The organism is Ruegeria sp. Ofav3-42, from assembly GCF_022347725.1.
In the GTDB taxonomy this organism is placed as follows: Bacteria; Pseudomonadota; Alphaproteobacteria; order Rhodobacterales; family Rhodobacteraceae; genus Ruegeria.
Genome location: NZ_JAKRGB010000004.1, coordinates 279094 through 305331 on the forward strand (window position 1 = coordinate 279094; position 26238 = coordinate 305331).

Genomic DNA, 26238 nt, shown 5'->3' on the forward strand with positions numbered 1-26238 from the left:
AAACTAATTTGCCTTATTTCGAACGATCGTTCAAGATAAATAGTGTCGCAGGAGGAGAGGCGCATGGAACAGGTTCAGGTAGGAGCGGGCCAGCCGGTCACGGTAAAGGCCCGCCCAGAAGAGTGTTTTGCTCTGATCGGAGCCGGTCCCATGGGACTGGCGATGGCAAAAACACTTATCGAGCAGGGAGTGCCATTTCAGGGATTTGAACTGGCAGATGATGTGGGTGGCCTTTGGAACATCGATGCACCACGATCTACGATGTACGAGACCGCCCATCTCATTTCCTCTAAAAAGATGACCGAATTCGCCGATTTTCCGATGTTGGAAAAAACGGCGGAATATCCGTCGCACCGCGAATTGAAGACATACTTTCGAGACTTCGCAAACGCCTTCGACCTGTATCAACACTTTCACTTTGGTGCCGAGGTCCTGAGCACGACGCCTCTGGACGACGGCGGTTGGGAGGTAAGCTGGCGGGATAAAACCGGCGCCGAACACTGCCAGACGTTTGCAGGCGTTCTGATCGCAAACGGCACGTTGTCCGAACCCAACATGCCTGAATTTCAGGGTGAGTTCACAGGAGAGCTCATCCACGCCTCGGACTACCGTTACCCGACGCAGTTCACGGGCAAACGTGTGCTGGTTATCGGGGCCGGCAACTCGGGCTGTGACATTGCTGTAGACGCCATTCACCACGGCCAGTCCTGCGAAATCTCGATGCGCAGGGGGTACTATTTCGTTCCCAAATACGTTTTCGGCATGCCCGCTGACACCATGGGCGGCAAAATCAAACTGCCCATGTGGCTTAAGCGAAAGGTCGACGGCACAATCCTGAAATGGTTCATAGGCGATCCGCAAAAGTATGGGTTCCCAAAACCGGACTACGCACTTTATGAATCCCACCCCGTGGTCAACTCGCTCATCCTGTTCCACGCGGGGCATGGCGATTTGAAAGTGCGATCCGACGTTGAACGGTTCGACGGCAAGACGGTGCACTTCCGTGATGGCACCAGTGCCGAATACGACATGGTCTTGGCTGCAACAGGGTACAAGCTGCATTATCCGTTCATCGACAAGACGCTGCTGAACTGGCAAGGCGACGCACCGCATCTTTACCTCAACTGTATGCACCCTGATCGCGATGACTTGTTCGTTCTGGGAATGGTCGAAGCATCTGGCCTCGGCTGGCAAGGACGCCATGAACAAGCCGAGATGGTCGCCCGTTACATCGCCGGGTTGAAGTCCGGCAACACCGCCGCAAAAGCCATCCGCGCGACCAAATCCGAAAACTACGAGCGCGCGACAGGCGGCATGAACTATATCGACCTGCCCCGCATGGCCTACTACGTCGACAAAGCGACCTACCGGGGTGAAGTTACCGGGCAGATCGCCGCGCTGAAGGCCGCGCAGCCATGAGCGGCATAGATGACGTCGTGCTGAACTTCGACGCGGGGAACTTGCGGTTGCTCAATGCCATCCTTGCCATCGTCATGTTCTCGATCGCACTGGATCTGCGGATTGATGATTTCCGCCGCATCCTGCGCGGACCGAAACCTCTGCTCGTGGGCCTAGCATCCCAGTTTCTGGTTCTTCCGGCCATAACCTTCCTGATGCTTCTTGCAGTCAACCCAATGCCGTCTGTTGCAATGGGTCTCATCCTTGTTGCGGCTTGTCCGGGCGGAAATATCTCGAATTTCATGACGCATCGCGCGGGCGGCAACGTTGCCCTATCTGTGTCTATGACAGCCTTCGCAACCGTTGCCGCGATTGTCGTAACACCGGCCAATATTGCGCTTTGGGGAAACCTGTATGGCCCGACGCGCGAAATTCTCCAGCGGACTGAGATCGACCCAATGGCAGTGGCTATCACTGTTGGCTTTATGCTCATCCTGCCCCTGATCATCGGGATGTTGGTCAACGCGAGATTTAGGCGCTTCGCAGACAAAATCCGTCGCCCCATGCAATGGTTATCCATGGGGATTTTCGTGACGTTCATAATTGTCGCGTTCGCAGCAAATTGGGAAAACTTCCAGCGCTTTGCCACTGCAATCATCGGAATTGTTATCCTCCACAACGCTCTGGCGTTTACGGGCGGGTATCTTACCGCAACGGCGGCCAACCTGTCGGAACGGGACCGCCGGTCTGTCACCATTGAGACCGGGATACAAAATTCCGGCCTTGGCTTGATCCTGATCTTCGCCTTTTTCGGAGGGCTTGGCGGGATGGCCATTGCCGCTGCTCTTTGGGGCATCTGGCACGCAATCTCGGGGCTGGCGCTTGCCGCGTTCTTCGCAAGACGGGAGGTACCGGAATGCGCAACATCTTGATTACCGGCGCCGCTGGTGCCGTTGGGACCGCCCTTCTGCAACGACTGGGTGCCTGCCCAGACATCAAAGTCCTCGCAACTGACATTCGCGAACCCGATAACCTGCCGGAAAACGCCCGCTTCCTGAAAATGGATGTTACAGGCAACGACCCTCTGAACGTCATCCTGTCCGAGGCTCCGGACATCATCGTGCATCTTGCGTCTATCGTGACGCCCGGGCCGAACTCGACCAGAGAATCCGAGTATCAGGTCGACGTCGAAGGCACCCGAAATGTGCTGGATGCAGCGATAGTAGCCGGAGTGCGACGCCTCATTGTAACGTCATCAGGCGCGGCCTACGGATACCATGCCGACAACCCGATCCCCCTGCGCGAGACGGACGCGATAAGGGGCAATCAGGAGTTCGCCTATTCCTGGCACAAGCGTCTGGTCGAAGAGATGTTGGCAGAGGCAAGGACCGAGGCACCCGATCTGGAACAGGTCGTTCTGCGGGTTGGTACGGTTTTAGGAGCCAAGGTTGAAAACCAGATCACGGCCCTGTTTCACAAACCCCGCCTGCTTGGCCTGAAAGGGTCCGATAGCCCATTTGTGTTCATCTGGGACGAGGATCTGGCCGATATCCTTGTTCGTGCCGCAACCGACGGCCCCGCGGGGGTTTTCAACGTCGCAGGCGATGGCGCACTGACGGTATCTCAGATCGCGTCTCAGATGGACAAGACCGTTCGTTGGCTGCCGCCAGCGCTGGTCCGGGCGGTATTGTCGATTGCCCACCCTCTTGGACTTTCCCGGTACGGACCGGAACAGGTGCGCTTTCTGCTGTACCGCCCGGTTCTGAACAACGCCGCGCTGAAAGGCGTGTTCGGCTATCACCCCAAACTCACAAGCGCCGAAGCATTCAAACGCTGGTGGGAGGCCGCCCAATGAAACCAACTGCTGTCATCACTGGCGGAGCCGGCGGTCTGGGCCGCGCCCTGTCCAGCGCGCTGCGGGATCAGGGCTGGCACACGGCATTGATAGACCTGGCGGGCCCGGAACTTGACGCGCTTGCCGATATCGATGACGTGAGCGTCTATGCCTGTGATCTGACCCACCCCGACCAGTGCGAAGAGACTTGTGCCCGGATCATAAGCTCAAGGGATTCAATAGACCTTGTCATCTACAATGCAGGGGTGTCTCAGATATCCGCATTTTCCGATAGCGATTTGGACTCGCATAGAAACCTTTTCGAGATCAACTATTTCGCCGCCGTAAGCTGCGCCCAGAATTTTTTAATGCCGGTCAGAAAATCCAATGGAACACATCTGGCGATATCATCTGTTGCCGGCTTCGCCCCCTTAATCCATCGCACCGCATATGCGGCAAGCAAACATGCGATGGAAGGGTTCTTCAAATCCCTTAGGGCTGAGGAAACTTCCCACGGGGTTCGTGTATCCATCGCGACGCCGTCGTTTGTAGCGACGAACATTGGCCGACCCGATGCGGCGGGCAACGGGTTTGTTCGCCCCGGCTCCGCCTCAGACGGAATTGATTACATGGAACCCGAAGCCGCAGCGCAGGTCATTCTGCGCGGGTTCCAGCGTGGCAAGGATTACATCCCTGTCGGCCGTGTCGCGCGTATTGCCAACCTGCTTAACCGTCTGGCCCCGGATTTCTACTTTCGACAGATGATGCGCACGGTTGGCGAAAAGCGGCCCTCCTGACCCTTTGCGGTGCCCCAAACCGGTCAACCGACTGCTGTCTCAAGAGCTGACTTCAGCATCTGCGCATCAATCGGCTTATGCAAAAGCGGAAGACCCGCTTTCTTGCAGTATGTAGCCAGTTCAGGCGACCGGTTCGCTGAGATGATGCACCCGGGCAGATGGCCAAATTCGCGCGTTAGGTCAGCAATGGCATCGGTTCCTGCCTTTCCGTCGCTCAACTGGTAGTCAGCGATTACGACATCCGGCAAAATCCCGATCTCGCGCAGAAGCTCGGCCGCCTTTTCTGTGCTTGCTGTTTCAAGAACCTGAACGCCCCATGCCTCCATGGTCATGCTCAGTGCCGCCCGCAGGTTGTCATCGTTTTCGATCAGCAAAGCGACTGTTGTCCGCAGCACCTCCGAGTTGGATTTCTTCGCCGCAATGCCGCTGCTTTGTTTGGTGCCAGTCTCCTCGGCCGATGGAACTTCAATCGAAAATCCGGATCCGCGACCCAATTCCGACCGCAGTTGGATGGGGTGTTTCAGCAAACCGCAGGCCCGCTCCACGATGGCAAGACCCAGCCCCATACCGTCAGCCGCACTCGCGTCAGAGTGGAGGCGTTTAAACTCCTGAAAAACAATATCTTGTTGATCGTCGGCGATGCCGATTCCGGTATCCCAAACATGGATCGCGAACACGTTGTTCTTTCGCCTTACACCGACCAAAACCTTACCGGCTTCCGTGTACCGGATCGCATTCGACAGCAAGTTCTGAAGAATGCGCCGCAAATAGCTTGCATCACTTCTGACCGCCGCCTCGGTACCGACAAACCGCAGCTCAAGCCCCTTGGCTTGTGCAACCGGTCTGAATGCGTCTTCGAGCTGTGAAAAAAGCTCCCCGACCAAGACTGATGACAGATGCACGGATGCCCGTCCGGAATCCAGTTTCGATATATCAAGCAGCGCTTCAAGAATGTGCTCTACACTATTGAGCGCGCTTTCCGCCTTTGCTGCGACTGCGCTTGCCTCGGCCTCATCTAAACCACCGCCGAGTGTTGCAACATAGAGTTTGGCAGCTGAAAGCGGCTGAAGCAGATCATGGCTGGCTGCTGCGACAAACCGCGATTTCGATGCGTTGGCGCGTTCTGCCTCGTTCAACGCATCGGCCAGTTCCATAGTGCGGGACGCAACGCGCTGTTCCAAAAGCTCCTTGGCCTCGTACAAGGCCTGCGCCGATTGACGTTCGGCCGTGATATCGGTGAAAGAGATCACAAAGCCCCTATCCGGCATTTCCTGCGCGAAGACTGACAAAATCTTGGTACGACCACTGTGCATCTGAAACTGCAACGGCGGACGATCGGTGGAGCAATTGACCCAGGCCAGCAGATCAGCATCTGTCACGCCGCCCTCAAAACGAATGGTCGCGCTCAGGCGGTTGAACAGAGTCTGAAACTGCGCCCCCATCTGGAATTGCGAGTTGGGAATGGCCAGCAGTTCGCTGGCCCGGTTGTTCCACCCGACCAGACGTAGCTTGCTGTCGAATATGCAAACCCCCTGATCAATATGTTCCAGCGTCGCGCGGATCAGCCGGGCCTTGTCGTCAAGGATGCGGTCCCTTTCCTGACGCTCGAGCCGCATGATGTCAGAGATATCCGTCTGCAGGATCACGGTTCCGCCATTCGGCGTGCGGTGCTCGGACACTTGCATCCAACGGTTGCAGCTTAGGCGGACGTTAAAGACCACGTGATCGTCCGCATGGCGTGCCATCCGACGCAGCACCCAATCTTGTGGTGCAACCGCATCAGGAAGCGACAGAAACTTGGACTGGCTGACCAGTTCCACATATTCGGTAAAGCGCAAACCGGGGATAAGCCGGTTCTGGATGTCCGGCATATGCAGGCCAAATCGGCTGTTACACAGCACCAGCTCCTCATCGAGATTGAACAGCGCAAAACCCTCTTGCACGGCCTCGATTGCGTTCGTGAGGTCTGCCCGCGCTGCTTCGGTTTCCTGATTGGCTTTGGCCAGACGGGCGTTCGAGTCGTTCAGCAACTCTAGTGCGCGCTCAAGGTCATCCGTGCGCGCCCGCACTTCCTGTTCCAGCACTGCGGCCCGCTGGAACTGGGCATAGGCCGCGCCAGAGGCATCGGTAGATTCCTCGACCCGGCGCATCAATGCCGCCACGATTTTCAGCAGCTTCTCATTCTGGCGATCAAGGGGATCATTCGGATCGGTAAGGGATTCTATCATCGCCTACCCCTCTTCCGGCGGATAGATCGCCACTCCGGTCAGCGTCTGGTTCACATGGATCGAGTTGTACTGTTCGCCGTATGTCGAAAACCCAATCACGTGATTTGCGGACAGAAGGCGGGATATCTCGCCGGTCTTTTGCTTTTCCTGCGCTTCCAGACGACGCAGGATGCAATCGCAACCAAGGATCGTGTCCGGACGCATATCCTGCGTCAGGGCCGCGATTTCTTCTGTGAGATGCATGGCCATGTCCCGCGGTTCCGCCAATGTCAGAACCAGCCCCTCATCAATCGCCGAGAAAAACACCAGATCACCATTTCCGGCGACCCGCTGTATGGCTCGCACATGATGCTCCCCGCCGATCTGTACCACCACCGGGTGCGCCGCAAATGTGAACGTCGTCAGTTGCTCGGGGTCTTTGCCGAGGACTCGGGCATACTCACGGGCGGCGGGTTCAGCGTTGATTTCCTGCACAATGCGCCGTGCGGGGTCGGCTTTGGTCACCACCATGCGACGAGCCGTCGGAACCAAGTGATCTGTCTTGAACACCTTGATCGGACAGCGCGTGCGTACCTGAGTTAGGATCGCCGCATTCTCCATAGCCTGACCGTCGTTCAACACAAAGGTGCTGCCAAATCGGGTCCCGTCACCGGCGGACCCCCCAAACAGGGGCACAGGTCCCAAACCGATGGCCAGCTCCGACGTCAGCGCATCCTCTTTCATCGACATTCCGTCGATCATCAAAAAGGTAAACTCGTGCTTCCAATCCGTCGCAGTCACTGCCATGTCATTACGATTACGGATCATCTGGTCGATGATTTCCTGTGCCGAAAAATCCCCAAGGTCGGGAACCAGCAGAGTCCGCGTCTCGAAATGTGAGCTTGGAAGACCAATGGCGACGATCTGATCTTCGCCATAACCGCAATCGGCAAGCTCTCCCGCCGTGGTACATCCGACCACAGGCGTCGGCGCAAAGATTGACTTAGCCTCGGCAATAACGGCCGCAGCGTCCGCGCTGGGGCTTACAAATAGAACGACCAATGACAAGGCGTCTTCGCCTAAAGATCCGGCTAGCTTTGCTATCGCCTGATCCGTGTCACAATGTACAAATCCCGTTTTGACGATACCTGACGTGCGGGCGGTGGCTGTTGCCCACCCGGTTGCTTGGTTCATCGTGCCTTCCTCCCTAAAAAAGCGCGACGTCTCCATAGGATATGGTGCCCAGGCTTACTCTTGCAAGACGCTGGCAAGGGACGCTTTCTTGGCGATCAGGACAGCCTGAGTGCGGCTCTGCACGCCTAGCTTACGCATAATCGCGGTCACATGAGCCTTTACCGTAGTTTCCGCAATGGACAGGTCGAACGCAATTTGTTTATTCAGCTTGCCTTCGCAGATCAGTTGCAGGATGCGCGATTGCTGATTTGTCAAAGTGGCAAGCCGATTGACAGCGTCGTTATGGTCGTTGTCTTCATCGTCGATCAACACATAGCCGTCTGGTATGAAGACATTGCCGGAACAGACCGTTTCAAAGGCAATACGAAACACGTCGCGCTGGCTGTGTTTTGGCACGTAGCCGGAAGCTCCGGCATGGATCACCTGGCTGACCACGCGGTTTTCGGAAATCGATGACACCACAATGACCGGCGCGTTGATCGCAGACTTCAGACGAACCAACCCCTCAAGCCCGTCTACGTCCGGCAAATTCAGATCCAGTATGACCGCGTCAGGCTTAAGCCCATTGGCAATCAGCCCAATCGCGTTTTCAAGCCTGTCGGCGGTGTGGATTTCGCCAATATTGGCTACGCTTTGCAGCGTCATCGACAATGCGTCACAGAACAGAGGATGATCGTCGACGATCAAAACCTTGTCGAAATCGCTTTGTCCGGCATTTTTTGCAAGCATGAAATCTGGCCTTTGCAATCAAGTTGCCACACCCTAATCAATCCTAGCAACCGAATGGAACCGCGCCTACTGGCGGAAAGTCGTAAAAGAAGATCACATGCCCGTCTAGGTTGCCCCACCCTTGGTTTCGATAGACCGTTTCAATACAGCCGTCACTTTTGATCCGATCTGAGGCGCCTCGGAACTCCTCGGTCCCGCAATATTCAACACCACGTCAGGGCGGGACATGAGCCAGGATCGCACCTGACGCGCGCAGGCATCTGTGCCCTTCCGAAGGTCAACGACCAAATGAGGTTTTCCAATCTCTTGAGCAAATTCGATGGTCAACTGAGTGCCCGGGCTGATCGCCCCGTCCTGAAACACCAGCAAGGCATCGCTGTCCCGGACATTCAGCTTTGTCCGTTCACTGACATCTTCAGGCGACGTTTCGACCAACCCGGTGAACCATCCCGGAATTTGGCCATCTTCGTTCGTACGCCCTTTGGGCACCCAACCGCCGTAGGGAATGTCGTTCTCAAGCGCGAATTGCAACGCAGCCAGATCGACACCAGTTTGTCCGCCAGTAACGATCTTCACGAAGAACTCCTTACCTGCATCGATTGGCCCGACCGTTGTTCCGCGCGACCTGATTGCCCCACCGCAACAGGTTGACGTTGCAATCGTCGCGGTCGATCAAAACCTCGATCAGACACAAACCGTCATGTCCTTGCGCCGTTTTGATGGCAGCATCCAACTCGCCTTCCGTCGCGACACGGCATCCCCAGGCATTTCCTTCGCCAGCGCCGAATACATCGATCAAACCTGCGTAATCCCAATTCTTGATCGTGTTGTACGGGCCGTCGTGGATTTCGACTTCGATCGTGTAACCGCCATTGTTGATCAGGAAAATAATCGGCTTTGCGTCATACCGGATCATTGTTGAGATTTCCTGCGCCGTTAACTGAAACGACCCATCGCCGATGCACGATATCAACCGGCGATTACCTCTGCCCAGCGCGTAACCCAGCGAAGCACCAACAGACCAGCCGATAGACCCGTACTGCATCTGAATCTCGAAACGCGCGCCATCGGGCAAGTTGGTCTCCATCCCGTTAAACCAGGAATCCCCTGTTTCCACGAGCAGTGTACTGTTGCCATCCAACATCCCCTGAATTCGGGCGAATAGCTGTCGAACCGTAACGGGCGTTTCTGCAGCGCCGGGCTCGGGTGCGTTTTGTTCGGTCCTGACCCTCTCAAAGGCCGTGATCGCACTGTTGTTCGGCGTCAGTTTTTCGGCCAACGCATTCAGAAACTCGTCCATGCGGACGTTGCTGAAATGTGTCTCTCCCAGTTGAACCGATGTCGGGTGAACCATGACCGCCTTGCCGGGATTGAAGCCCAACTGGTGGCCGGTCGTTGTGTAATCGGTGAAAACGGGACCGACAAACAGCAACCCATCTGCGGCATCCACAATCTCACCACAGCCCGGCGTGCTGACAGGACCCCAATAGATGCCCATAAAGTTGTCGTCTTCTTCGGACAGGAAGCTTTTCGCATTGGGCATCGAAGCCTGCGCATATTCACACGCTTTGGCCAGACCGCGCAGCGACTGTTCGGCCTGACCCGCGCGGATCTTGCTGCCTGCGACCAACACGGGCCGTTCAGCGGCATTAAGAAAAGCGGAAACTTGTTCAACTGCGGCGACCAGCGTATTGCCGTCGCTGGTCGATTGCCTTGCAAAGCTTCGGGGAATGGGCGCGGATGTAGGCGCGCCGGCAATGTTCGAGGCTATTTCGATATAGACCGGCTTTCGGCGCAACATTGCGGTGTCTATTGCCCGGTCAATCGCGACGGGTGCCAATGATGGATGATGAATTATGACCGCTTCGGCCGTAACGCGCGCAAACATGTCGCGCTGATAGCCATAGTCGACCTCGCCCAACGTGTGGTGCAGGTACTCCCATTCGGCCTCAGAGTTGGTGTTCGGTCCACCTGAAATCGCGATTAATGGAAGGTCTTCGGCATAAGCCCCTGCCACCGCGTTCAGCAGGCTTAATCCACCTACGGAATAGGTGACAACCGCCGCCGAAGGCCCCCCGGTTGCCCGCGCATACCCGTCCGCAGCGTATCCGGCGTTCAGCTCGTTACAGCAACTGACCATCTGCATGTCCGTGTTGCCAAGCAGTTCGTCAAGCAACACCAGATTGTAATCTCCGGGTACCACAAAGTAATCTGCGATCCCCGCCTCATGCAGTCGCTTCGCCAAATACGAGCCAACCGTCCAATGTCCTGAGGTCATAACACGTTCCCCACAATAAATTTCGCAAGAAGATATTTGCGCATCTTATTGGCAAACGTCGGGTTTTCAAAATTTCTGAATCGGTTTGGCTCCCGCTATGTCCAACCCGTGACCACTGGATTCTGTGTCTGGCACTCTTTGCGTTTCGCTTTAGAGTGATTGAGCCGGCCCCCTCGTTTGGCCGAACAAATTGAGGATACGAGACCTGATGAACAACACCGGCTGGATAGAACCGTTTTCCGTACAAGGGCAACACGCCTTGGTCGAACCTCTGGCCGAACGCCATCATGCCGATCTGTCCGAGGCCGCCGCTGACGGCGCGCTTCACCGCCTTTGGTATACGACGGTACCGAAACCAGAAGACGTCCCCGCAGAAATCGAACGCCGACTGGCTCTGCGTTATGCAGGTTCAATGTTTCCTTTCGCGGTGATCGAACGGGCCTCAGGACGGGCCGTCGGGATGACGACCTATATGAATATCGACGCTGCAAATCGTCGTTTGGAAATAGGATCGACCTGGTATCGAAAATCGGTTCAAAGAACTCCTCTGAACACCGAGTGCAAGCTGCTGTTGCTTCAGCACGCTTTTGAAGAACTCGGCTGCATCTGCGTCGAATTCAGAACGCATTTTCTAAATGCTCAAAGCCGTCGCGCAATTGAAAGGCTGGGGGCCAAGCTTGACGGGATATTGCGATCCAACATGATCATGGCGAATGGCACTGTTCGCGATACTGCCGTGTATTCGATCATTCAGTCCGAATGGCCAACGGTGAAGACCAACCTAAAATGGCGCCTCGAACAGTGAAACGGCCGGGGCCTTATCTGGTAAAAAGCGCCCCAGGCAATTCTTGAAATATGTGATGGTCACACGCCCCAAGGGCTTGCTAGCTCAGAAGTCCAATTTCATGCCCGTCGATAATAATTGCGAGGTCCCAGTACTTTCTGATCTCTTCTTCGGCGGCCTCGGCAGCCGCCGGCTTGTCCGGGATGCGTTCGACACGAAAGCCAAACCGTTCGAACCCGCAATAGTCGACCCGGCTTAGGATGACCGGATAAACGTCCCGCTCCATTGCGGCGGAAGCGAGGAGCCTGGCCACGCTATACGGGGCTTCAGGCGGCTCAATAATCCGGACACCGATATGTATGGGTCCGCCCGGTTCGCGTTCCCAGAGGGCGGCGGACGGGGTCAGATCCATTTGGGGAAATATGACCTTCCCGCACGGTTGTGAAGCATGGCTTTCATTGACCAGATCGTCCAGAGGTACAGGCCGATTTGGTGACGCGCGGCTGAGGATGTCGAACCATACGTTATCTGTCATTTTCTGTACCCAGCCTTTGTTAACAATTCAGCTGCTCTGGAAGCCCCCGTTTCTGGCAGTTCGATTTTGCTTAATGCGGAACGGTAGACCTCTGCACAATCGTGATCCAGCCATTCCGATACTGTCCGCTCAAGCTTCATGAACTCCCTTTCGGTGATCATGGCGCACAGGTCACGTTCTGCCAAAGCCATTGCACGCCGTGTCTGATCGTCCAGATATGGCGCTGATTGCGGGATGAAGATCGCCGGGATTTTGTGATAAAGCATCTCAAGCACGGAATTGTATCCCGCTGCGGAAATGACCAGATCCGCGGCCATACAGAGCTTTATAGCCTCCAGCGTCTGTACGACATGGGTGTTTTTCCAACCAAACGCAGCGGGCTGAACCGCGCTTCCGGGCCAGGTAACGACCAGATGCAGACAGTCGGGCCGGGCCTCGAGCATGCCGGAAATTGCCTGCAATTGCGCGGATCTGTCCGACGCCACGCCGCCGCCCAGCATGCTGACCACCAACTGACTGAACTCGCGCCCAAACCGATCCGCAAGCCGCGCCCTGAGCTTTTCATTCTCTTCCGCTGACTGCTCGACCTGGCGCACGATCGGGCCGACGTAATGTACATGATCGCCGTAGCTGTATGCGTCGTTCAGTTCTTCAAACGCCTCGGAGGGCACGATGACCTGATCAAAAACACCCTCACGGCGGAGCATGGTTTGCCTTGACCGGCCCTCGGGCCACAGGCCCCGCCGAACCCATACCGCCGATAACCTGCGTTCGCGGATCACGCGGTAAACGGAATCGAAGACATAGCCGCCGTCAAAAACCAGCGTGTCGTTTTCCTGAAGCGTCGCGCCAAGTCGCCGATAGGTCAGAATATCATTGCCATCGGAATTGGACTTTGTGTCGGGACGCTGCACCAACGGAACGCAATCGATGCCTTCACGGCGAACAAGCGGGACACAGCTGGGGAATGCTGCGAAAATCGTGGATACCGTGTCCGGCAGTTCCTTGGCGATGACAGTGCTCCGTTGCGCGTGACCCAGCCCAACCCCGTTCGTCGGAAAAAACAAGGTTCTGGGTTTCGTCCGCACCGGCCCGCGCCTTTTGCGCTTTAGACCTGCCGCAGTTTCCAGCCGCGAGATGTCTACAGTATGCAGCCACTGAGATTTTGACGCCTGATCCGAGATTTGAGGCGTATTTCCAATGACCTTGCCAATCAAGTACGCATCCAATGCGAATGGGGTCTTTGGCCCCAACAAGGCGGGCGCGCCCGACGACGTGAGGACCTCATCCTCGGTGCAGTCTATTGCAACTCCACCAGCCGCGATCAGTTCGACCGCGAACGCGGCCATACGTACACCGGCGATGCCATGGCCGAACATCGCAAGAATGTCGGTCGTGTTCGCCAAGGTCAGTGGAGAAAGCCCGGTATAAAGATAGGTGGGTAAATCGTGGAACGGCGACGCTTTGATCGCATCGTTCTGTGTCCCGCTTACAATCAGCTTCAGGTTATAACCCCCCTGACTGCTCATCCGCGAAAAGCAGGACAGGGTCTCGGGGTTGTCCAACTCCATTGATCCCAGAACGACCGTCACGTTCGGCATTTCCCTCTCGGGCCGCCGAGAAACTGGCCGAATATCTGCAACCAAAGGGCTTACGCTTGACGGCATCAACGACCGTGGCTGAAAATCGGTCAGGTTGATGACCTTGGCTTCGCGCCCAAGCGCATAAGCCAGCCGCGCTTTGGCACCGATATAGCTTTGCTGGGTCACAAAGCGACCCGTCGCAATCACAGGAACGCCCGGGCCGAGTTGCTTTTTCCTGAGCGATGCAAGAAGCGCGTCGTCGATTTCCTCGGCACCCAGAACAAACACGGTTTCCGCAGTATGTTCCGCCGGATCAACAAGAAACTTAGCCGCGTCATAAATCCTGCCGCGGCCCGCATTTTCCGGCAAATACTCGGCATCTATGCACACATTGTATCCGCGCGCCGAGAGTTGCTCGGCAAAGATCAACTGCGCATCAAACGAACGTAACGAGCGCGTGCCAGCTTCGACGTAGATCATGTAAGTACCCCGCTGTCAGCGGATAGAATGCTGGACAGCATCGCCCTGAAATTCCCTGCAGAAAAACGATCAAGCGCCGATTGGGCCCTGGATACCTGCTCATGATATCTGTGCGGATGGTCGATAAGATCGGATATGATTGCGTCAACGTCAGCCGGTCGACAGGTCAGGACGGCATCACCGAACGTCGCGCCCGTGTCAGGGTTCGCCAGAACCACCTTGCCGGCGGCAAGTGCCTCGGCGACAACGCGCCCAAAGCTTTCCTGCCAGGTAGGCGCCGTAAAATATACGAAAAAGTCAATCATTCCAAAGAACTCTTCCACACTTATGGCATCAAAGGGAAGCAGGTTCCAATGTGCGCGAAGAACGCGCGCCTCTAACAAAGCGTCTGCTCCGAGTATAACATTGCACTGAGAATGCTTCGGAAAACAGGCGTCTAGATCGGCAATCGCAGGAAACTTTTCGAACCCGGGTCGTGAATGCCGCCCCCGACGATCTTGGGGAGTTTCGCAAGGAGTACTCAAATCAGTCTGACAAATATTGAACCAGTCGCAGTCAAGAACATCCCAATACCGCGCCATTCGAGACGTGGTCAGCCAGTTGACGACGGCCTTTCGGTTATACGGCGAAATCGGTGCCAGCGTTTTCCTGAGAGAAATCGTTGAGACTTCAATCTGGCTCAAACAGGTTGAGACGTCGAACCCCTCTTCCCCACCCGGACGCAGGAAATTCTCGTGCGTGATCACGAACAGATACCGTGCAATAATCTTTGTGCCCAACGTGTCCTGAAACTTCAAGAAGGACGGGTTGTGCAAAAACACGAAATCCGCACTTATAAAGGGCGCGTCCCAAACAAGTGGGATTTGCAAATCGTCCAGCACCTTGCGCAATACCGGCGAGACATGCTGGTTTTCGCCAAATGTTCTGGACGTGATCGCGTGAACAACGACTTGTCCGAATTCCGCCGCGACTGGCAACTCTGCAGCCACAGCTGCTGATGTTCCTCCAGAAAAACGTGGCTCAATGACATAGGCGATCTTTGGAGAGTTCGACCGCCTGAAAGCAGACATTCCGGACATCGGTGTCAGTGCTGCACAGAGTTTGCGAAGGATGAGTTTTCATTGAGCGCGTTATCCGTGTTGGCTGGCGCACTAGTGGAATAGCTGAAATCCAGATCGCCAACAGATGCAGCCTCGTGAAAACTTCTGAGCTCAAGCGACAATTCATCCTCGCCCGTCAACAAATCCGGGTTCTTCTCAAGGTATGAATAAAGCGCCTGAATGTCATTGGTCGACAGCAACTGATCTATTGCGAGCAGATGCTCAAGCGTAATTTCGGCACGCGCGCTCTGCGTTGAAGTTAAAAACAATAGGGCAGTAACTATTCCAATAAGTCGTCTATCAGTCATCTTTGGAAACCCGGTTAAAATTGTTAACACTGCACAGAAAAGACTCAGTCTTTCGTATTATACTCCAAAAACACGGTCATTGGTTCGTCGCATTCTTAAGTTTGCTAAGAACCTGACTTCTCAAACGGTTTACACGGTTGGCGGCTGGTGCTTTGGCGCGGCTTCGTTTCGCTGTTCGCTGAACCGCAACTCCGCCGGACCCTTTGCCAGCCAACCACAACTCTATGATCCCGCTTGGAGTTTTGGTTGCCGCCCCGGTGAAGTCCCGCAGCAAGGCACCGGCATCTTGCGCAAGAGCTGCGGCTGTCGCCTCGTCCTGCTTATGATAGAAGCGGACGTTGGATTGGCTTATCCCGAACCCTACGCGCGCCGTCCCGCTGAGCTCATGCCCGGTCGTCGTCAGAGTCGTCACAACGGAATTCACCGTATCCGCTGAAAGGCTGTTGGGCGCATACAGCCGGAATGCCGCCTGCCCGCTAACAGGGGCCGGTTCCGAAGGCTCGATTGGATCATCAAGCAATGCCGTACGTTCGACGGTATCAGATGGTTCTGACGGCACAGGTGTATCTGGCGCCAGTGTTTCCAACGGCTCCGAGACATCTGATGGCGCGGACGTATCCGGCGGCACCAACGTCGCCGACAGGATCGGTGAATCCGGTTTTTCCGACTGCGGCTTAGCTTGTTTTGGTTCCGTGATCACCGGGGGAAGGCCTGTTTCTTCAGGTTGTTCCATGGGCTCTATTGATACGGTCCTCAATCCACTTGCGTTTGGATCGATCAAAACCCGCACCGCAGGCGGTTCTTCGATTTCAAGAGCGGCCATGACTTCAGGCAGCGAAAGCACAGCGCTGGTCTCGCGGACATTTGAACCGCGTTTTTCCGGCTGATAGGCGCTGGCTTGTTTCGGAATTGCTGCGGCCACTTCACCGGTCACTTTGGACCCCGCATTAACGATCGCGTCGGGCTGCGTTGGAACGATGGGCGCACGCCGTGGGGCTACTGCGGTCAATTCAGCTGTGGGCTCTATCGAAACGGTGGCAGCCACAGCCTCCTCAAGCAATGCGACGGACGTTCCGAAAATCTCTGGCGTGGTTTGAAACCGAACAAATCCCAAATTCAAGTCCGCCCTCGGACGATAGCTTATCAGATTTATCGTCAGCGGTGGTTGAGCAAGTGTTGGTACAAATGACTGGACGTTAGGGGCCAACCGTAACAAGTCCGGCTCGACCCCCCCCTCACTTTCTGCCGATCCGGACAAAGGTTGCGTCAAGGAAACAAGACTTTCTGTTTCCGAAGGGTCAACCGGGTCGGTGTCAGGTGAAAACGAGTGTAATGACGTGTCGGACCCGGTTGCGGGCAGAACGGCTTGACCGTCCGCAACCCTGGGCAACTCAGATTGCAACCCATCAGACTGATCAAACTCTGTATCTTGCCGTGACGCGATACTGGTCACCTCGGTGTTTTCACTCGCCAAACCGGCACTTTCGGTCGGGCCGGACGGGGTCCATTCGGAAAGAACAAGAAACACCGAAGACGAAGCCGCCACTCCAATGGCGCACCCGACAGCGACCGGACCCAGCCTCATTTTGCGGCGGGTTCTTTTCTGATCGGCCGATCTTTTAAATAGAGTTTTGCGCAGGCGATCAGCAACCGCGTCTGCGGACGGTTTCGAATTAGGCTCTGAGGCTGCCTGATCGCTTTGGTCTTCCTGAGTCTCGTGAACCGTATCCTGACCCGGCGCTGGCTGCGGGTGCTCAAGGTTGCTCTGATCTGCGAGATTACGTTTTCTGTTCTGGTTCCGGGCACCCAAAGAAGCACCGGCTGTTCCGGCCACTTTGCCGCTGGCTTTCACATTCTGGTCGCCATCCTGCGCTTGAGTGGGTTTTTGCACCGACTCACCGGTACGACCGGCACCGGCCGCATCACCCAGCTTGCTGGCCACTTCTGGCTGGATCGACCCTTTGTTTGGCTCTTTTGGTGACTTCGCTCTGGCGGTTGAGTGACCGGCTTTACTGCGGCCTTTTTCTGGCTGCTGCGCTGCCTGTGCCTTCTTTTTGCGCGCTGCTTGGTTGACTGCCCGCTGTTTCCGAGCGTTTTCAAGCACCTCCTGCCACTCAGGAGACTTTACAAAATCATAGAGATCGGACACTTGATCAGCGTCTTTTTTGGCAACTTCAGGTCGAGCTGTTGGGTCGCTGGCCTTTGTCATTAATACCCCCGAACTGGTCGCCGAAACATGCTCTGCGCTGTTGCAAATCGGGCGAACCAAATACACTCGTGAACATCGTAAATTCAAAAAATAAATACGCTGCCGAGTATAAAAAATTGGCCCTTCGAAAACAAGTAAGCCAGTGCCTCGCATGAAATCCGCACTGATTCAGTCAGACGGCAGATTGCCTGTTTTAAGCCGGGTAACAGACTATTCGTCTGGGCAATTGTGGCGTGAGCAGACCCAACCTGCCCCGCCAAATCACTGCGCGGTGTATGCGGATTAGGGCGAATGATCTCGCGGGTCCCGTTCGGGTTCTCGCGCGCCATGAACCCGCGCGGATGCCGCAGCTTTCCTTTTGAGGCCGTGCGGCTTCGACATCCTTTCCTGCATCTTGCCAATCTGCGCTTCGCAATAGGGGTCAGCGCGCTGCCAAACCCAACGCGCAACGGTTTCTTCACGATTGCAAAATACGAAAAATCCGAGTCAAGCTTGCGGGCGACATCAAGATGAAACGTTAGGATCAGAGAATCCAGCTTGTCACGCATGGCCTGCCAGAACCGCTCGGTTCGTGACCCGTTTGAAATCAGGCTAACCTTCATATCGTGCGCGGGCGGCACCCAGTATCTCTTTGATTTTTGGGTGAAGTGTCGGTTCACCGCCAGTCAGCTGCAGCCACACACGACTTCCCATTCCGGCCTGATAATGTTCCCGCAAGGCTTCGATCATGCCGACCACAAATTCAAGGCTTTGCCAGCCCCTCGTGCTATCATGCAGTGCCGGCGGGCAGTAGCTGCACGCGTAGTTGCAGCGATTGCCGAGCATCCAGTCGACCAAAACCACGTTTTTGTGTTTATCTTCTGCGTGCTCGATCCACTGCACATGGTGCGTTTGCGCCACCATCAGTGGGTCAGCTACCCTTTTGGTATTGTCAAATGACCACTTCAGAAGCGCACCTGCTCAAACTGGTTGGAGGATTGGTTGAGCCGACCTGTCGCGCGGTTGCCCGCCGTCTTGTCCGGTCTCTGTTGCCGCAAGATTGTTGCCGCAAGATTTTAGAGCCTGCTGCCATATCTAATGGGCCCGCACGCATCTCAGCATTTCAGGCCAGAACAACTCACATAGGTCAAAACCCAAACGCCGGAATAGAGAATTTTGTTTCCCGCCCTGTATGCCAGTATGCACTTTCAGGCAAATCTGCGTGTTTTCCGGAAAATTCCAATCGACTTGTGGCAAACCAACCAGGTTGGTTTTTTGGAGGTACCGAGACTGCGTCAAATGTTGAAAGAGGCGGGTGCTCAACAACCGATCCTGGTCGCAAGCACCGGGCAAGGTTCACGCGGAATTCCACACTTCGAGACAGCCTGCTGATCGCGACCTCTCTGTCGCCGTGGTCGCCGCAGTATCCAGCACCTCACCCTCATGGTCGACTGCCCGCCACAGATAACTTAGGTGACAATGGTTTTTGCTCTTTGCTTCAGGCCCTGACAAGGAGTTGGAGCTGAGCTGATTGGCTGCAGGTCTGATGGTGTGCAGAGATGGACATCCCCTGTGCACTACTGTGCCTAACAGATTGAAATCATGGCGCACAAATAACTGCGGAAAGGAGTAAGCTCATGCTTGATACTTACAATATCCGCACAGCAGACATGCCAAGTGAGATGCAGATCTTGCTCGACAAGTATCCTCGCGACAGCTGGGACGCACACCCCGGCTTCAAGGAGAAAACGCGTCACTGGCTGGGTGCACACCTGATGTTCCGGCGCCTTGCCGAACTGGTTCGGACGGATGCAGAAGACTACCTTGAAAGGAACCTGTCGCCAGATGAGTACGCAGCGCGTCTATCCTATTATGGCAATGCCCTCGTCGGGAACCTGCATGGACATCACGGGTGGGAAGATCGCAGCTATTTCCCCGAGCTTTCTGCAGCGGATTCCCGCTTTGATGCCGGGTTAGAAGTGCTGGAAAAGGACCATGCAGATCTCGATCTGGTCCTTGACCAATACACCCGGACGGCCAATCGTGCGATAAAGCTCATTCATCTGGACGAGGCTCAGGCCCGTTCGGAAGTGGGGACATTGCGTGATACCTCTGAGGCCATCGAGGCCTTTCTAAAACGCCACCTGAGCGATGAAGAGGAACTTGCCGTTCCGATCATCCTCCATCACCGCCTGAGAGGGTAAGGCCACCCGAATGACCGACCATTCTAAACAGGAAGATCAGTCAAACGCGGAAACACGCCGCGCACGAGGAGAATTCGTGCGCGGCGTCAGCGGTTTCCGGCATACGATTGGAGATCCGGATTTCCCTGCTGAACCAAACCGTTATCACTTGTTTGCCGCATTGAACTGCCCTTGGTGCCATCGCGTGACCCTGGCTCGCAATTTGTTGGGATTGCAGGACAGCGTCTCGATGGACGTGGCCTTTCCGAACCGCACGGGCGAAGACCATCCTGACGGCCCCAATCAGTGGCAGTTTACACCCGAACAAGTGGCTTCTTTGACTGGCAATCCCTTGCCGGAGTGTACGGCTGAAACCGGCACGGGTCAGGGTTTCAACCTGGTCCGGGAAATCTATCGGGCTGAAGGTGCAGACGAACGTTCGGTTCCGTTACTCTACGACAAAAAGACAAACCGCATCGTTAACAACGAAAGCGCGGAGATCATTCGTATGCTGGATCACCACGCAACTGCACTGGGCAGTTCACGAAGCGTTTCCAGACAGCAGAAGTTATACCCCAACGAACCGGCGGCTCAGAGCGAAATCGACGAATTGAACGAGCTGATTTACGTCAATATCAACAATGGTGCGTACAAAGCTGGTTTTTCTTCAGATCAGGCAATCTATGCCAAAGCGTTCAACAAATACTTTGAAACATTGGCCCAACTTGAGGCGCGTCTCGCCAGTGATGAACGCCTATTTCTGACCGGCAACACCTTTACCGAAGCTGACCTGCGCCTGTTCCCAACGCTGTACCGTCACGACCCTGTCTACTACCTGCGCATGAAGTTGAATGGCGCTAAAATCCTTGATTACCCACATCTGTGGCGCTGGCTTTGCCGAGTTCATAGTTTGCCGGGCGTTGCGCAGAGCAGTTCCCTGGACCACTGCCGACAAGGGTATTTCGGCCGTAGCTGGAATGGCGTCATACCTTTGGGTCCTTTCGCGCCTATGCCTTACCCAGAAGCTTACGGGCATCCGGAATTGGCAAGGTCAACTGGGCACGTTCGGAACTAGCCATATCGAAAAAGCGCAGTTTTTGCCTTGGGCCAAAACTAACGCGCGACCTAACTCTCACTGGCCCCAACAACCCAAGGTGTTGACCGATCTCTTCTTTCGCTTTTCAGAAATGTCCTAGGATTTGTAGAGCCCGGGTACCAATCCCTCTGAAAGCTCTTTCAGAAGGTGCGGCGCCGTTCCCGCAGGCTGTATTGGACCATAGTGCACATCGTAGGTTCCACCCAATTTAGCAATCAACTCGGACACGTACCTTAGGGATGCCACCCTGCGCCCGACCTCATCGTTTCCTCCGCTGAGTAGCGCAGCCAATCGTCGCGTTCGGTAGTAGTGCCGCGAGTTACGCATGTTCGCCGAGGCGGGAACAATCGGTGTCCCGCTTTCTGCGGAAACACGAGTCACTCCGGTTCGCCACTGCGGCTCGATCAGACGTCCGTCTTTCAATGCTGGCACGCGACCCGAGCCGAAAACCAGCAGCGCACCCTCCTCCTTCAAATGCGCCAACATACCCGCGCGAGTTTGGCGCGCCGTTAGCACTTTGTCCTGTCGGTCCAAGTCCACCGGGACGATCAAATCGCGCCCAAGAAACCGCTCGGCCTCGCGCCCGGCGACAACTTTTAGGTCCGGACGGTGGTTGAGCAGAGCTCCTGCGTGGGCCAAGAAATCGAAAGTGCCGATTGGATGCGTCGATCCAATGATGACAGGGCCGCAAGCAGGAATGTTCTCAAGCCCGTGGGCTTTGACAACAGTTCCCCCATTCATCGCAAGCACCGCTCGTACCAGTTCATGCCCAGTACGTTCCTTAAGCTCTAACAGAATTTGTTCTGTTTCATTCAAGGCAAAAAACGCTTGGCCGGTCGCGGTGCGACTGATCCAGTCAACGCCCTTCATTAACTGGCATAGCGCCCTTAGCTTAAGGTCAGCGCCAACCGGAATGCGCAGTCGAGCGCGCAGTAGTGCATCCAGCGGATCGTGTTTCTTGTCGTTGGTCAATACCGTTGCCCCGTCGTTACCGCAAAGCTAACACGCATTACCAACAACGGCACACGGCCAAGCGAACACTTTTGAATCTTTCTGTGGTACTAACTGTGGGTTGGCTAGATTGACTACCCGGGGAGGCACCCCGCCATCCATTTGGTATCGTAATTGCGTATGCGCACTGGCTTTCGAAGTGTACGCCAATTTCTTGCCGGACAACGGAGGAGAGACCGAGTGCAGGCTGCAGGTTTTATCAAAGGTCGACCGGTGAGCCTTGCCGTATTGGACTACGGTTTGTTCAAGGTTCACTCCAACGGTCGCATAATCGGCATTTCGGGCTTTGCTATCCAAACCGATGAAAATGAAACGATCCTCGTCGACACTGGCCTCCCGGAAAAATACGCTAAGGATGCCAAAGCTGCCTCAAAGGAAGACCGTTTGAATGAGTTTGGCGAGGTTCTTGAGTGCAAACTCGGCAACCTACCTGCAGCACAGTTGGCAAAGCTGGGGTTAACCTCTGAAGAGGTCACACTTCATGTTTGCACGCATACCCATATCGACCACGTGGGCGGGTTGCATGCATTTCCAGAGGCGCCGATCCTGATCTCTGCCAATGAACGCAAACTCGCCAAGCCGTTGTACTGGGGCAACGCGCGCCCAATGGACTGGCCCGAGTGTGACTATCTTAACGTTGAGGGTGATGTGCGTGTCGGCCCGGGGCTAACGGTGTTGGAAGCGCCGGGTCATTCGCCGGGGCAGATTGCACTATTGGTTGAACTACCGTCACAAGCGGTGATGTTGACCAGCGACGCTATTTCGAGAGTGGAAGAATTTGACGAGAAGTTTGTAGGGGCGTGGAACGAGGCTGCGGCAAATGCCAGCGCAGAACGGTTGATGAAATTGGCCGCAGAGAAAGACGCGTTCGTGATTTACGGTCATTGCCCGAAACAATGGCCCGGCCTAAGAAAAGCTCCAGAGATTTATAGCTGAGCTTCGCTAATCGACGGTGTAAAGAAACGAGCGGGCGCATAAGGCCCAACCCGCATGGATCTAATTGTGCTTTCACGCCCTACAACGCCCTGCCCGCTTCAAGCCAAGTCGCTCCGACCAACCTTCGAAAAACGGATCAGATTAGACACACTTTTTCGGCCAGTTCATCAATCAGCACGCGTTGGTTTTCGCTGTAATCAACAGGTACATCGATGAGATGGACGCCACCCGCTGCAAACGCTTGCTCAAAGGTGGGGACCAGATCCTCAGTTCGCTCTACCCGGTGGCCGGTCGCACCATAGCTTCTGGCATATTGCACAAAATCAGGGTTTTTGAACTCTAGCCCCCAATCTTCAAACCCGGCGTGAGACTGCTTCCAGCGGATCATCCCGTACGAGCTGTCGTTCAGCACCGTCACAACCAGATTGAGGCCCAAGCGAACGGCCGTTTCAACTTCCTGACTGTTCATCATAAAGCCACCGTCGCCACAAATCGCCATGACGCGCCTGTCAGGATAGAGTTTGGCCGCCATCATGGCTGAGGGAAGGCCGGCCCCCATTGTGGCCAGTGCGTTATCCAGCAAGACTGTATTGGGCTGGTAGGCCTGATAATTTCGCGCGTACCAGATCTTATAGATGCCGTTGTCCAGCGCGATGATATCGCAGTCACGCATGACTGTGCGCGTATCGGCAACAAATCGCTGCGGGATGACCGGAAAGCGCGGATCATCTGCCCCGGCCGAGATGTGCATATCGGTTTCCTGTTTGACCCGTTCGAAATAGCTGCGGTCAAAATCCAATGGGCCACCAAGCTTTTTCCCAAGTCTTTCTATGGATTGCGCCAGATCGCCAACGACCTCGACCTGCGGGAAATAAACCTGGTCGACCTGCGCGGCTTTGTAGTTCACATGGATTACCTTGGTTCCGCCTTCTGTCATAAAGAAAGGAGGCTTCTCCACCACGTCATGGCCCACATTGATAATCAGATCAGCCCGTTCGATCGCGCAGTGCAGGTAGTCCCCATCAGACAACGCTGCCGTTCCCAAAAACAGATCGGACCGCTCGTCCACCACACCTTTGCCCATCTGCGTGTCAAAGAACGGAATCTGCGTGTCATTCACAAATTGACTGAGCGCACTGCGGGCATGTTTCCGGTTGGCACCTGCCCCCAATAACAGCAAAGGCATTTTGGCCGAGCGGATCATCTCGGCCGCCTCATTCAGAACCGTGTCACCAGCCACAGCGTAGTATCGCGGATGAGGTTGCAGGACGGGTTCGGTGGTGTCTTCGGCTGCTATATCCTCGGGAAGCTCCAACAGAACGGCGCCGGGGCGCTCCTCTTGCGCGACGCGAAACGCTTCGCGAATTAACGAGGGGATGGTGTTGCCGTGCACAATCTGCTTGGACATCTTGCAAATCGGGTCGAACAAACCTACCACATCAATGATCTGAAACTGGCCCTGCTTCGACTTTTTGATCGGCTTTTGGCCCGTGATCATAACCAGCGGCATCCCACCCAAATGCGCATAGGCGGCGGGTGTGGCAAAATTTGTGGCACCGGGACCCAGTGTTGCCATGCAGACCCCGGCTTTTCCTGTCAAACGCCCATATGTTGCCGCCATGAATGCCGCGCCCTGTTCGTGACGGGTCAGAACAAGTTCAATCTTGGACGTTCTCAAAGACTCCAGCACATCCAGGTTTTCCTCACCGGGGACGGCGAAAATATACTCAACGCCCTCAGCCTCGAGCGCTGCGACCAGCAAATCCGAGGCTTTGGTGAAAGACGACGCGGTTTGGTCAAAAGCAGGCATGTGCTCTCCTGATATCACGGTAAATCCGTCGGTTTGGCCTGACATGCAGGTGGCATTCTGACCCATTTAAATTAGGTTCCGGCCGCTCAGTCTTCAGCGGCTTGCGACTATTCGGGTTCGAAAAACAGCACATCCATCGATACCCATCGGCCAAATTCCAATACAACACGAGCGTGGCAGAGCTTCAACAGCCACAGTGGCGGACATTAGTGTTGCGGTGCGAGCAGGCCAACCGTACTTCTCGGTGTCTACCAGCGCGCTTTGTCACGACGGGCATTAGTTCGCGGATTTCTTCGGCAGTGGAGACCTCGCCCGCAATGAAACGAACGACCTCGGGGTCCGTCCAAAGTGCCAGTTCAATATCAATATCGCCCTCAACGAGAGGGCGGAAATGAAAACGCTTGCTTTGGAACTCCAATTTCATAGTCCGGACCATGCCCATTGTTGACCTTGTTAGAAAGGCTCCTGTGAAATTCAGAAACAAAAAGGGGAAATTCGCCGAACCAAGCTCTATTGCCAATTTGGGTATAGTTAAGACGTTCGCCGAAGTTCGGAAAATAACCACCAAAGCAGCCAAACCTGTCATTCGATGCTGAGCGGAGCCAACCGCTCATCCTAAATCAGCCAACCGGTTTCAGAAAATTTCCAAACGGCTCATTTCTCAGGGTCTCAATTTTCTTCCGGATCTAACAATGCATCGATGAATCTTGAGAACAATTCCTCCTGGGATCTTATCCTAAGCTTGGGTTTTATGTTCCGGCGGTGGATACGAACCGCTCCTGGAGAGATACCCAGTATTCGGCCCTCAGCATCTGCAGAATGACTTCTGAGGGTAAATTCGACGACCTCCTTTTCGCGTGGCGTCAGAAGACCTTCGTCGAACTTTTCAAATGCCTCTTTACGCCCTGTTTCCGCACCTGAACGTCGCCCAGAACATAGGGTACTGCATGTCCAAAGCCGCCGTCCTGCAATTATCCCGCACGATCTCTACCGAGTATCGAGACTCCGGAATACGCTGCAATGCGATCTGTCCTGGATTTGTTGAAACACCCCATGGGCTGAAGGAAATTGCTGAACTAGATGCTGCTGGTCAGGAATGGGAGGACAGCGGAATGGCTTCAACACAAGGGCGAATTTACTACCCGGAAGAAGTGGCCAGGACCGTGATCTTCCTTGCCTCAGATGACGCAAGTTTCATCAATGGAACTGCTACCTATGTTGATAACGGCTGGTACGTGAAGGGTTAGATGAATAGTTTGTTTGGGGCCCGTGAACGGTAGTTGAAGAACATTCCGTATTACATCCAGAACGGGATTGCCGGAGAAGGACCAGCCATTTGCCAAACCTCAATAAGAAAGATCATTCGAGTTTGAGCTAAGTAATTGGCTCCAAAGCAAGAGAAAGTAGCGAACCACTGACCGCTATCTGCCGATTCTATTGAATAACCCCGTGTTGCTGGTGCTGAAAATGTCTACCAGAATACGGCGCTGTGGCCTTTCCTATCAGGCTTTTCGCGTTTGCTGCGGTGCGGGAGAGATATTTGCCAGTTTGCGGAGGTTCTGGGCGGTGGCGGCGAGGAGGAATTCGTCATTGGCACCACATGGGCCGCATAATCGGAGCTGTCCGAGGCCCAGGATGCGTTTTAAGTGGGCAAAGAGCATTTCGACCTTCTTCCTGAGCTTCATCGATATGTCGTACTGACGGGTCCTGGCGATGTCGCGCGCGACCCGGCGGGCGTCTTCGTGCTCCTCACGGGTGATCTTGCGGGCATCGGCGTTCGGGCAACA

25 protein-coding genes are annotated in these 26238 nt (G+C 55.2%); 9 read left to right on the forward strand and 16 right to left on the reverse strand.

Annotated elements, in window-relative coordinates; all coding sequences use genetic code 11:
- Nucleotides 1-63 precede the first annotated feature (63 nt).
- The 4 genes from MHN28_RS09015 to MHN28_RS09030 are packed head-to-tail and all read left to right on the forward strand — an operon-like array spanning nt 64 to nt 4029.
- Entirely contained in the window at nt 64-1419 is a 1356-nt protein-coding gene (locus tag MHN28_RS09015; protein WP_239338119.1) for an NAD(P)/FAD-dependent oxidoreductase, read from the forward strand.
- Nucleotides 1416-2330 carry a bile acid:sodium symporter family protein gene (locus tag MHN28_RS09020; protein ID WP_239338121.1) on the forward strand — a complete coding sequence of 305 codons (915 nt, stop codon included), beginning with the start codon at nt 1416-1418 and terminating at the stop codon, nt 2328-2330. The genes MHN28_RS09015 and MHN28_RS09020 overlap by 4 nt, the downstream gene beginning before the upstream one ends.
- Nucleotides 2315-3253 (forward strand): SDR family oxidoreductase, encoded by a 939-nt coding sequence (locus MHN28_RS09025; RefSeq protein ID WP_239338123.1) that lies wholly within the window; start codon nt 2315-2317, stop codon nt 3251-3253. Before MHN28_RS09020 ends, MHN28_RS09025 begins: the two co-directional genes overlap by 16 nt.
- Nucleotides 3250-4029: an SDR family oxidoreductase gene (locus MHN28_RS09030; protein WP_239338126.1), complete on the forward strand. Its 780-nt coding sequence runs from the start codon at nt 3250-3252 to the stop codon at nt 4027-4029. Before MHN28_RS09025 ends, MHN28_RS09030 begins: the two co-directional genes overlap by 4 nt.
- A gap of 23 nt (nt 4030-4052) precedes the next feature.
- On the opposite strand, the gene MHN28_RS09035 is transcribed toward MHN28_RS09030, so the two are convergent.
- From MHN28_RS09035 to MHN28_RS09055, 5 genes are all read right to left on the reverse strand, one after another.
- Nucleotides 4053-6257 carry a PAS-domain containing protein gene (locus MHN28_RS09035; RefSeq protein ID WP_239338129.1) on the reverse strand — a complete coding sequence of 735 codons (2205 nt, stop codon included), beginning with the start codon at nt 6255-6257 and terminating at the stop codon, nt 4053-4055.
- Nucleotides 6258-6260: 3 nt separating this feature from the next.
- Nucleotides 6261-7430 (reverse strand): FIST N-terminal domain-containing protein, encoded by a 1170-nt coding sequence (locus MHN28_RS09040; RefSeq protein WP_239338132.1) that lies wholly within the window; start codon nt 7428-7430, stop codon nt 6261-6263.
- A gap of 54 nt (nt 7431-7484) precedes the next feature.
- Nucleotides 7485-8159, reverse strand: a complete 675-nt coding sequence (locus MHN28_RS09045) for a response regulator transcription factor (RefSeq protein WP_239338134.1) — start codon at nt 8157-8159, stop codon at nt 7485-7487.
- A 105-nt stretch (nt 8160-8264) separates the two neighbouring features.
- On the reverse strand, nt 8265-8735 hold the full coding sequence (locus MHN28_RS09050) for a putative molybdenum carrier protein (RefSeq protein ID WP_239338136.1): 471 nt from the start codon (nt 8733-8735) through the stop codon (nt 8265-8267).
- 10 nt (nt 8736-8745) lie between these two features.
- Nucleotides 8746-10437 carry a thiamine pyrophosphate-binding protein gene (locus MHN28_RS09055; protein WP_239338138.1) on the reverse strand — a complete coding sequence of 564 codons (1692 nt, stop codon included), beginning with the start codon at nt 10435-10437 and terminating at the stop codon, nt 8746-8748.
- A gap of 208 nt (nt 10438-10645) precedes the next feature.
- Between MHN28_RS09055 and MHN28_RS09060 the strand changes: the two genes are divergently transcribed.
- Nucleotides 10646-11242: a GNAT family N-acetyltransferase gene (locus MHN28_RS09060; RefSeq protein WP_239338140.1), complete on the forward strand. Its 597-nt coding sequence runs from the start codon at nt 10646-10648 to the stop codon at nt 11240-11242.
- A gap of 79 nt (nt 11243-11321) precedes the next feature.
- On the opposite strand, the gene MHN28_RS09065 is transcribed toward MHN28_RS09060, so the two are convergent.
- The 7 genes from MHN28_RS09065 to MHN28_RS09095 form a co-directional block, all read right to left on the reverse strand.
- The gene (locus tag MHN28_RS09065; protein ID WP_239338142.1) at nt 11322-11756 is read right to left on the reverse strand and encodes a hypothetical protein; all 435 of its coding nucleotides are present in this window, start codon (nt 11754-11756) and stop codon (nt 11322-11324) included.
- Complete coding sequence (locus tag MHN28_RS09070) at nt 11753-13819, reverse strand: glycosyltransferase (protein ID WP_239338144.1); 2067 nt, start codon at nt 13817-13819, stop codon at nt 11753-11755. The genes MHN28_RS09065 and MHN28_RS09070 overlap by 4 nt, the downstream gene beginning before the upstream one ends.
- Nucleotides 13816-14889, reverse strand: a complete 1074-nt coding sequence (locus MHN28_RS09075; protein ID WP_239338146.1) for a glycosyltransferase — start codon at nt 14887-14889, stop codon at nt 13816-13818. Before MHN28_RS09075 ends, MHN28_RS09070 begins: the two co-directional genes overlap by 4 nt.
- Before the next feature lie 14 nt (nt 14890-14903).
- Nucleotides 14904-15227 (reverse strand): hypothetical protein, encoded by a 324-nt coding sequence (locus tag MHN28_RS09080; RefSeq protein WP_239338148.1) that lies wholly within the window; start codon nt 15225-15227, stop codon nt 14904-14906.
- A gap of 76 nt (nt 15228-15303) precedes the next feature.
- Nucleotides 15304-17436 (reverse strand): hypothetical protein, encoded by a 2133-nt coding sequence (locus tag MHN28_RS09085; protein WP_239338150.1) that lies wholly within the window; start codon nt 17434-17436, stop codon nt 15304-15306.
- Nucleotides 17437-17519: 83 nt separating this feature from the next.
- Nucleotides 17520-18038, reverse strand: a complete 519-nt coding sequence (locus MHN28_RS09090; protein ID WP_239338153.1) for a hypothetical protein — start codon at nt 18036-18038, stop codon at nt 17520-17522.
- Nucleotides 18028-18339: a radical SAM protein gene (locus MHN28_RS09095; RefSeq protein ID WP_239338156.1), complete on the reverse strand. Its 312-nt coding sequence runs from the start codon at nt 18337-18339 to the stop codon at nt 18028-18030. The genes MHN28_RS09090 and MHN28_RS09095 overlap by 11 nt, the downstream gene beginning before the upstream one ends.
- Nucleotides 18340-19052: 713 nt before the next feature.
- Between MHN28_RS09095 and MHN28_RS09100 the strand changes: the two genes are divergently transcribed.
- Together MHN28_RS09100 and MHN28_RS09105 are read left to right on the forward strand one after the other, a co-directional pair.
- On the forward strand, nt 19053-19619 hold the full coding sequence (locus tag MHN28_RS09100) for a hemerythrin domain-containing protein (protein WP_239338158.1): 567 nt from the start codon (nt 19053-19055) through the stop codon (nt 19617-19619).
- A gap of 10 nt (nt 19620-19629) precedes the next feature.
- Nucleotides 19630-20673: a glutathione S-transferase C-terminal domain-containing protein gene (locus MHN28_RS09105; RefSeq protein WP_239338160.1), complete on the forward strand. Its 1044-nt coding sequence runs from the start codon at nt 19630-19632 to the stop codon at nt 20671-20673.
- A gap of 117 nt (nt 20674-20790) precedes the next feature.
- Here the strand turns inward: MHN28_RS09105 and MHN28_RS09110 are convergent, their stop codons facing one another.
- On the reverse strand, nt 20791-21666 hold the full coding sequence (locus MHN28_RS09110) for a 1-acyl-sn-glycerol-3-phosphate acyltransferase (protein WP_239338162.1): 876 nt from the start codon (nt 21664-21666) through the stop codon (nt 20791-20793).
- A gap of 219 nt (nt 21667-21885) precedes the next feature.
- Between MHN28_RS09110 and MHN28_RS09115 the strand changes: the two genes are divergently transcribed.
- The gene (locus MHN28_RS09115) at nt 21886-22641 is read left to right on the forward strand and encodes an MBL fold metallo-hydrolase (protein ID WP_239338164.1); all 756 of its coding nucleotides are present in this window, start codon (nt 21886-21888) and stop codon (nt 22639-22641) included.
- Nucleotides 22642-22777: 136 nt separating this feature from the next.
- Here MHN28_RS09115 and MHN28_RS09120 read toward each other — a convergent pair whose 3' ends face one another.
- Together MHN28_RS09120 and MHN28_RS24980 are read right to left on the reverse strand one after the other, a co-directional pair.
- Complete coding sequence (locus MHN28_RS09120) at nt 22778-24451, reverse strand: acetolactate synthase large subunit (protein WP_239338166.1); 1674 nt, start codon at nt 24449-24451, stop codon at nt 22778-22780.
- Nucleotides 24452-25120: 669 nt separating this feature from the next.
- Nucleotides 25121-25426: a response regulator transcription factor gene (locus MHN28_RS24980; protein ID WP_370645678.1), complete on the reverse strand. Its 306-nt coding sequence runs from the start codon at nt 25424-25426 to the stop codon at nt 25121-25123.
- On the opposite strand from MHN28_RS24980, the gene MHN28_RS09130 reads away from it, so the two are divergent.
- Nucleotides 25342-25698: an SDR family oxidoreductase gene (locus tag MHN28_RS09130; protein ID WP_255732331.1), complete on the forward strand. Its 357-nt coding sequence runs from the start codon at nt 25342-25344 to the stop codon at nt 25696-25698. The two genes, MHN28_RS24980 and MHN28_RS09130, sit on opposite strands and share 85 nt — an antisense overlap.
- Nucleotides 25699-25953: 255 nt before the next feature.
- Here the strand turns inward: MHN28_RS09130 and MHN28_RS09135 are convergent.
- The coding region (locus MHN28_RS09135; RefSeq protein ID WP_239338170.1) for a transposase at nt 25954-26238 on the reverse strand (285 nt) is incomplete at its 5' end.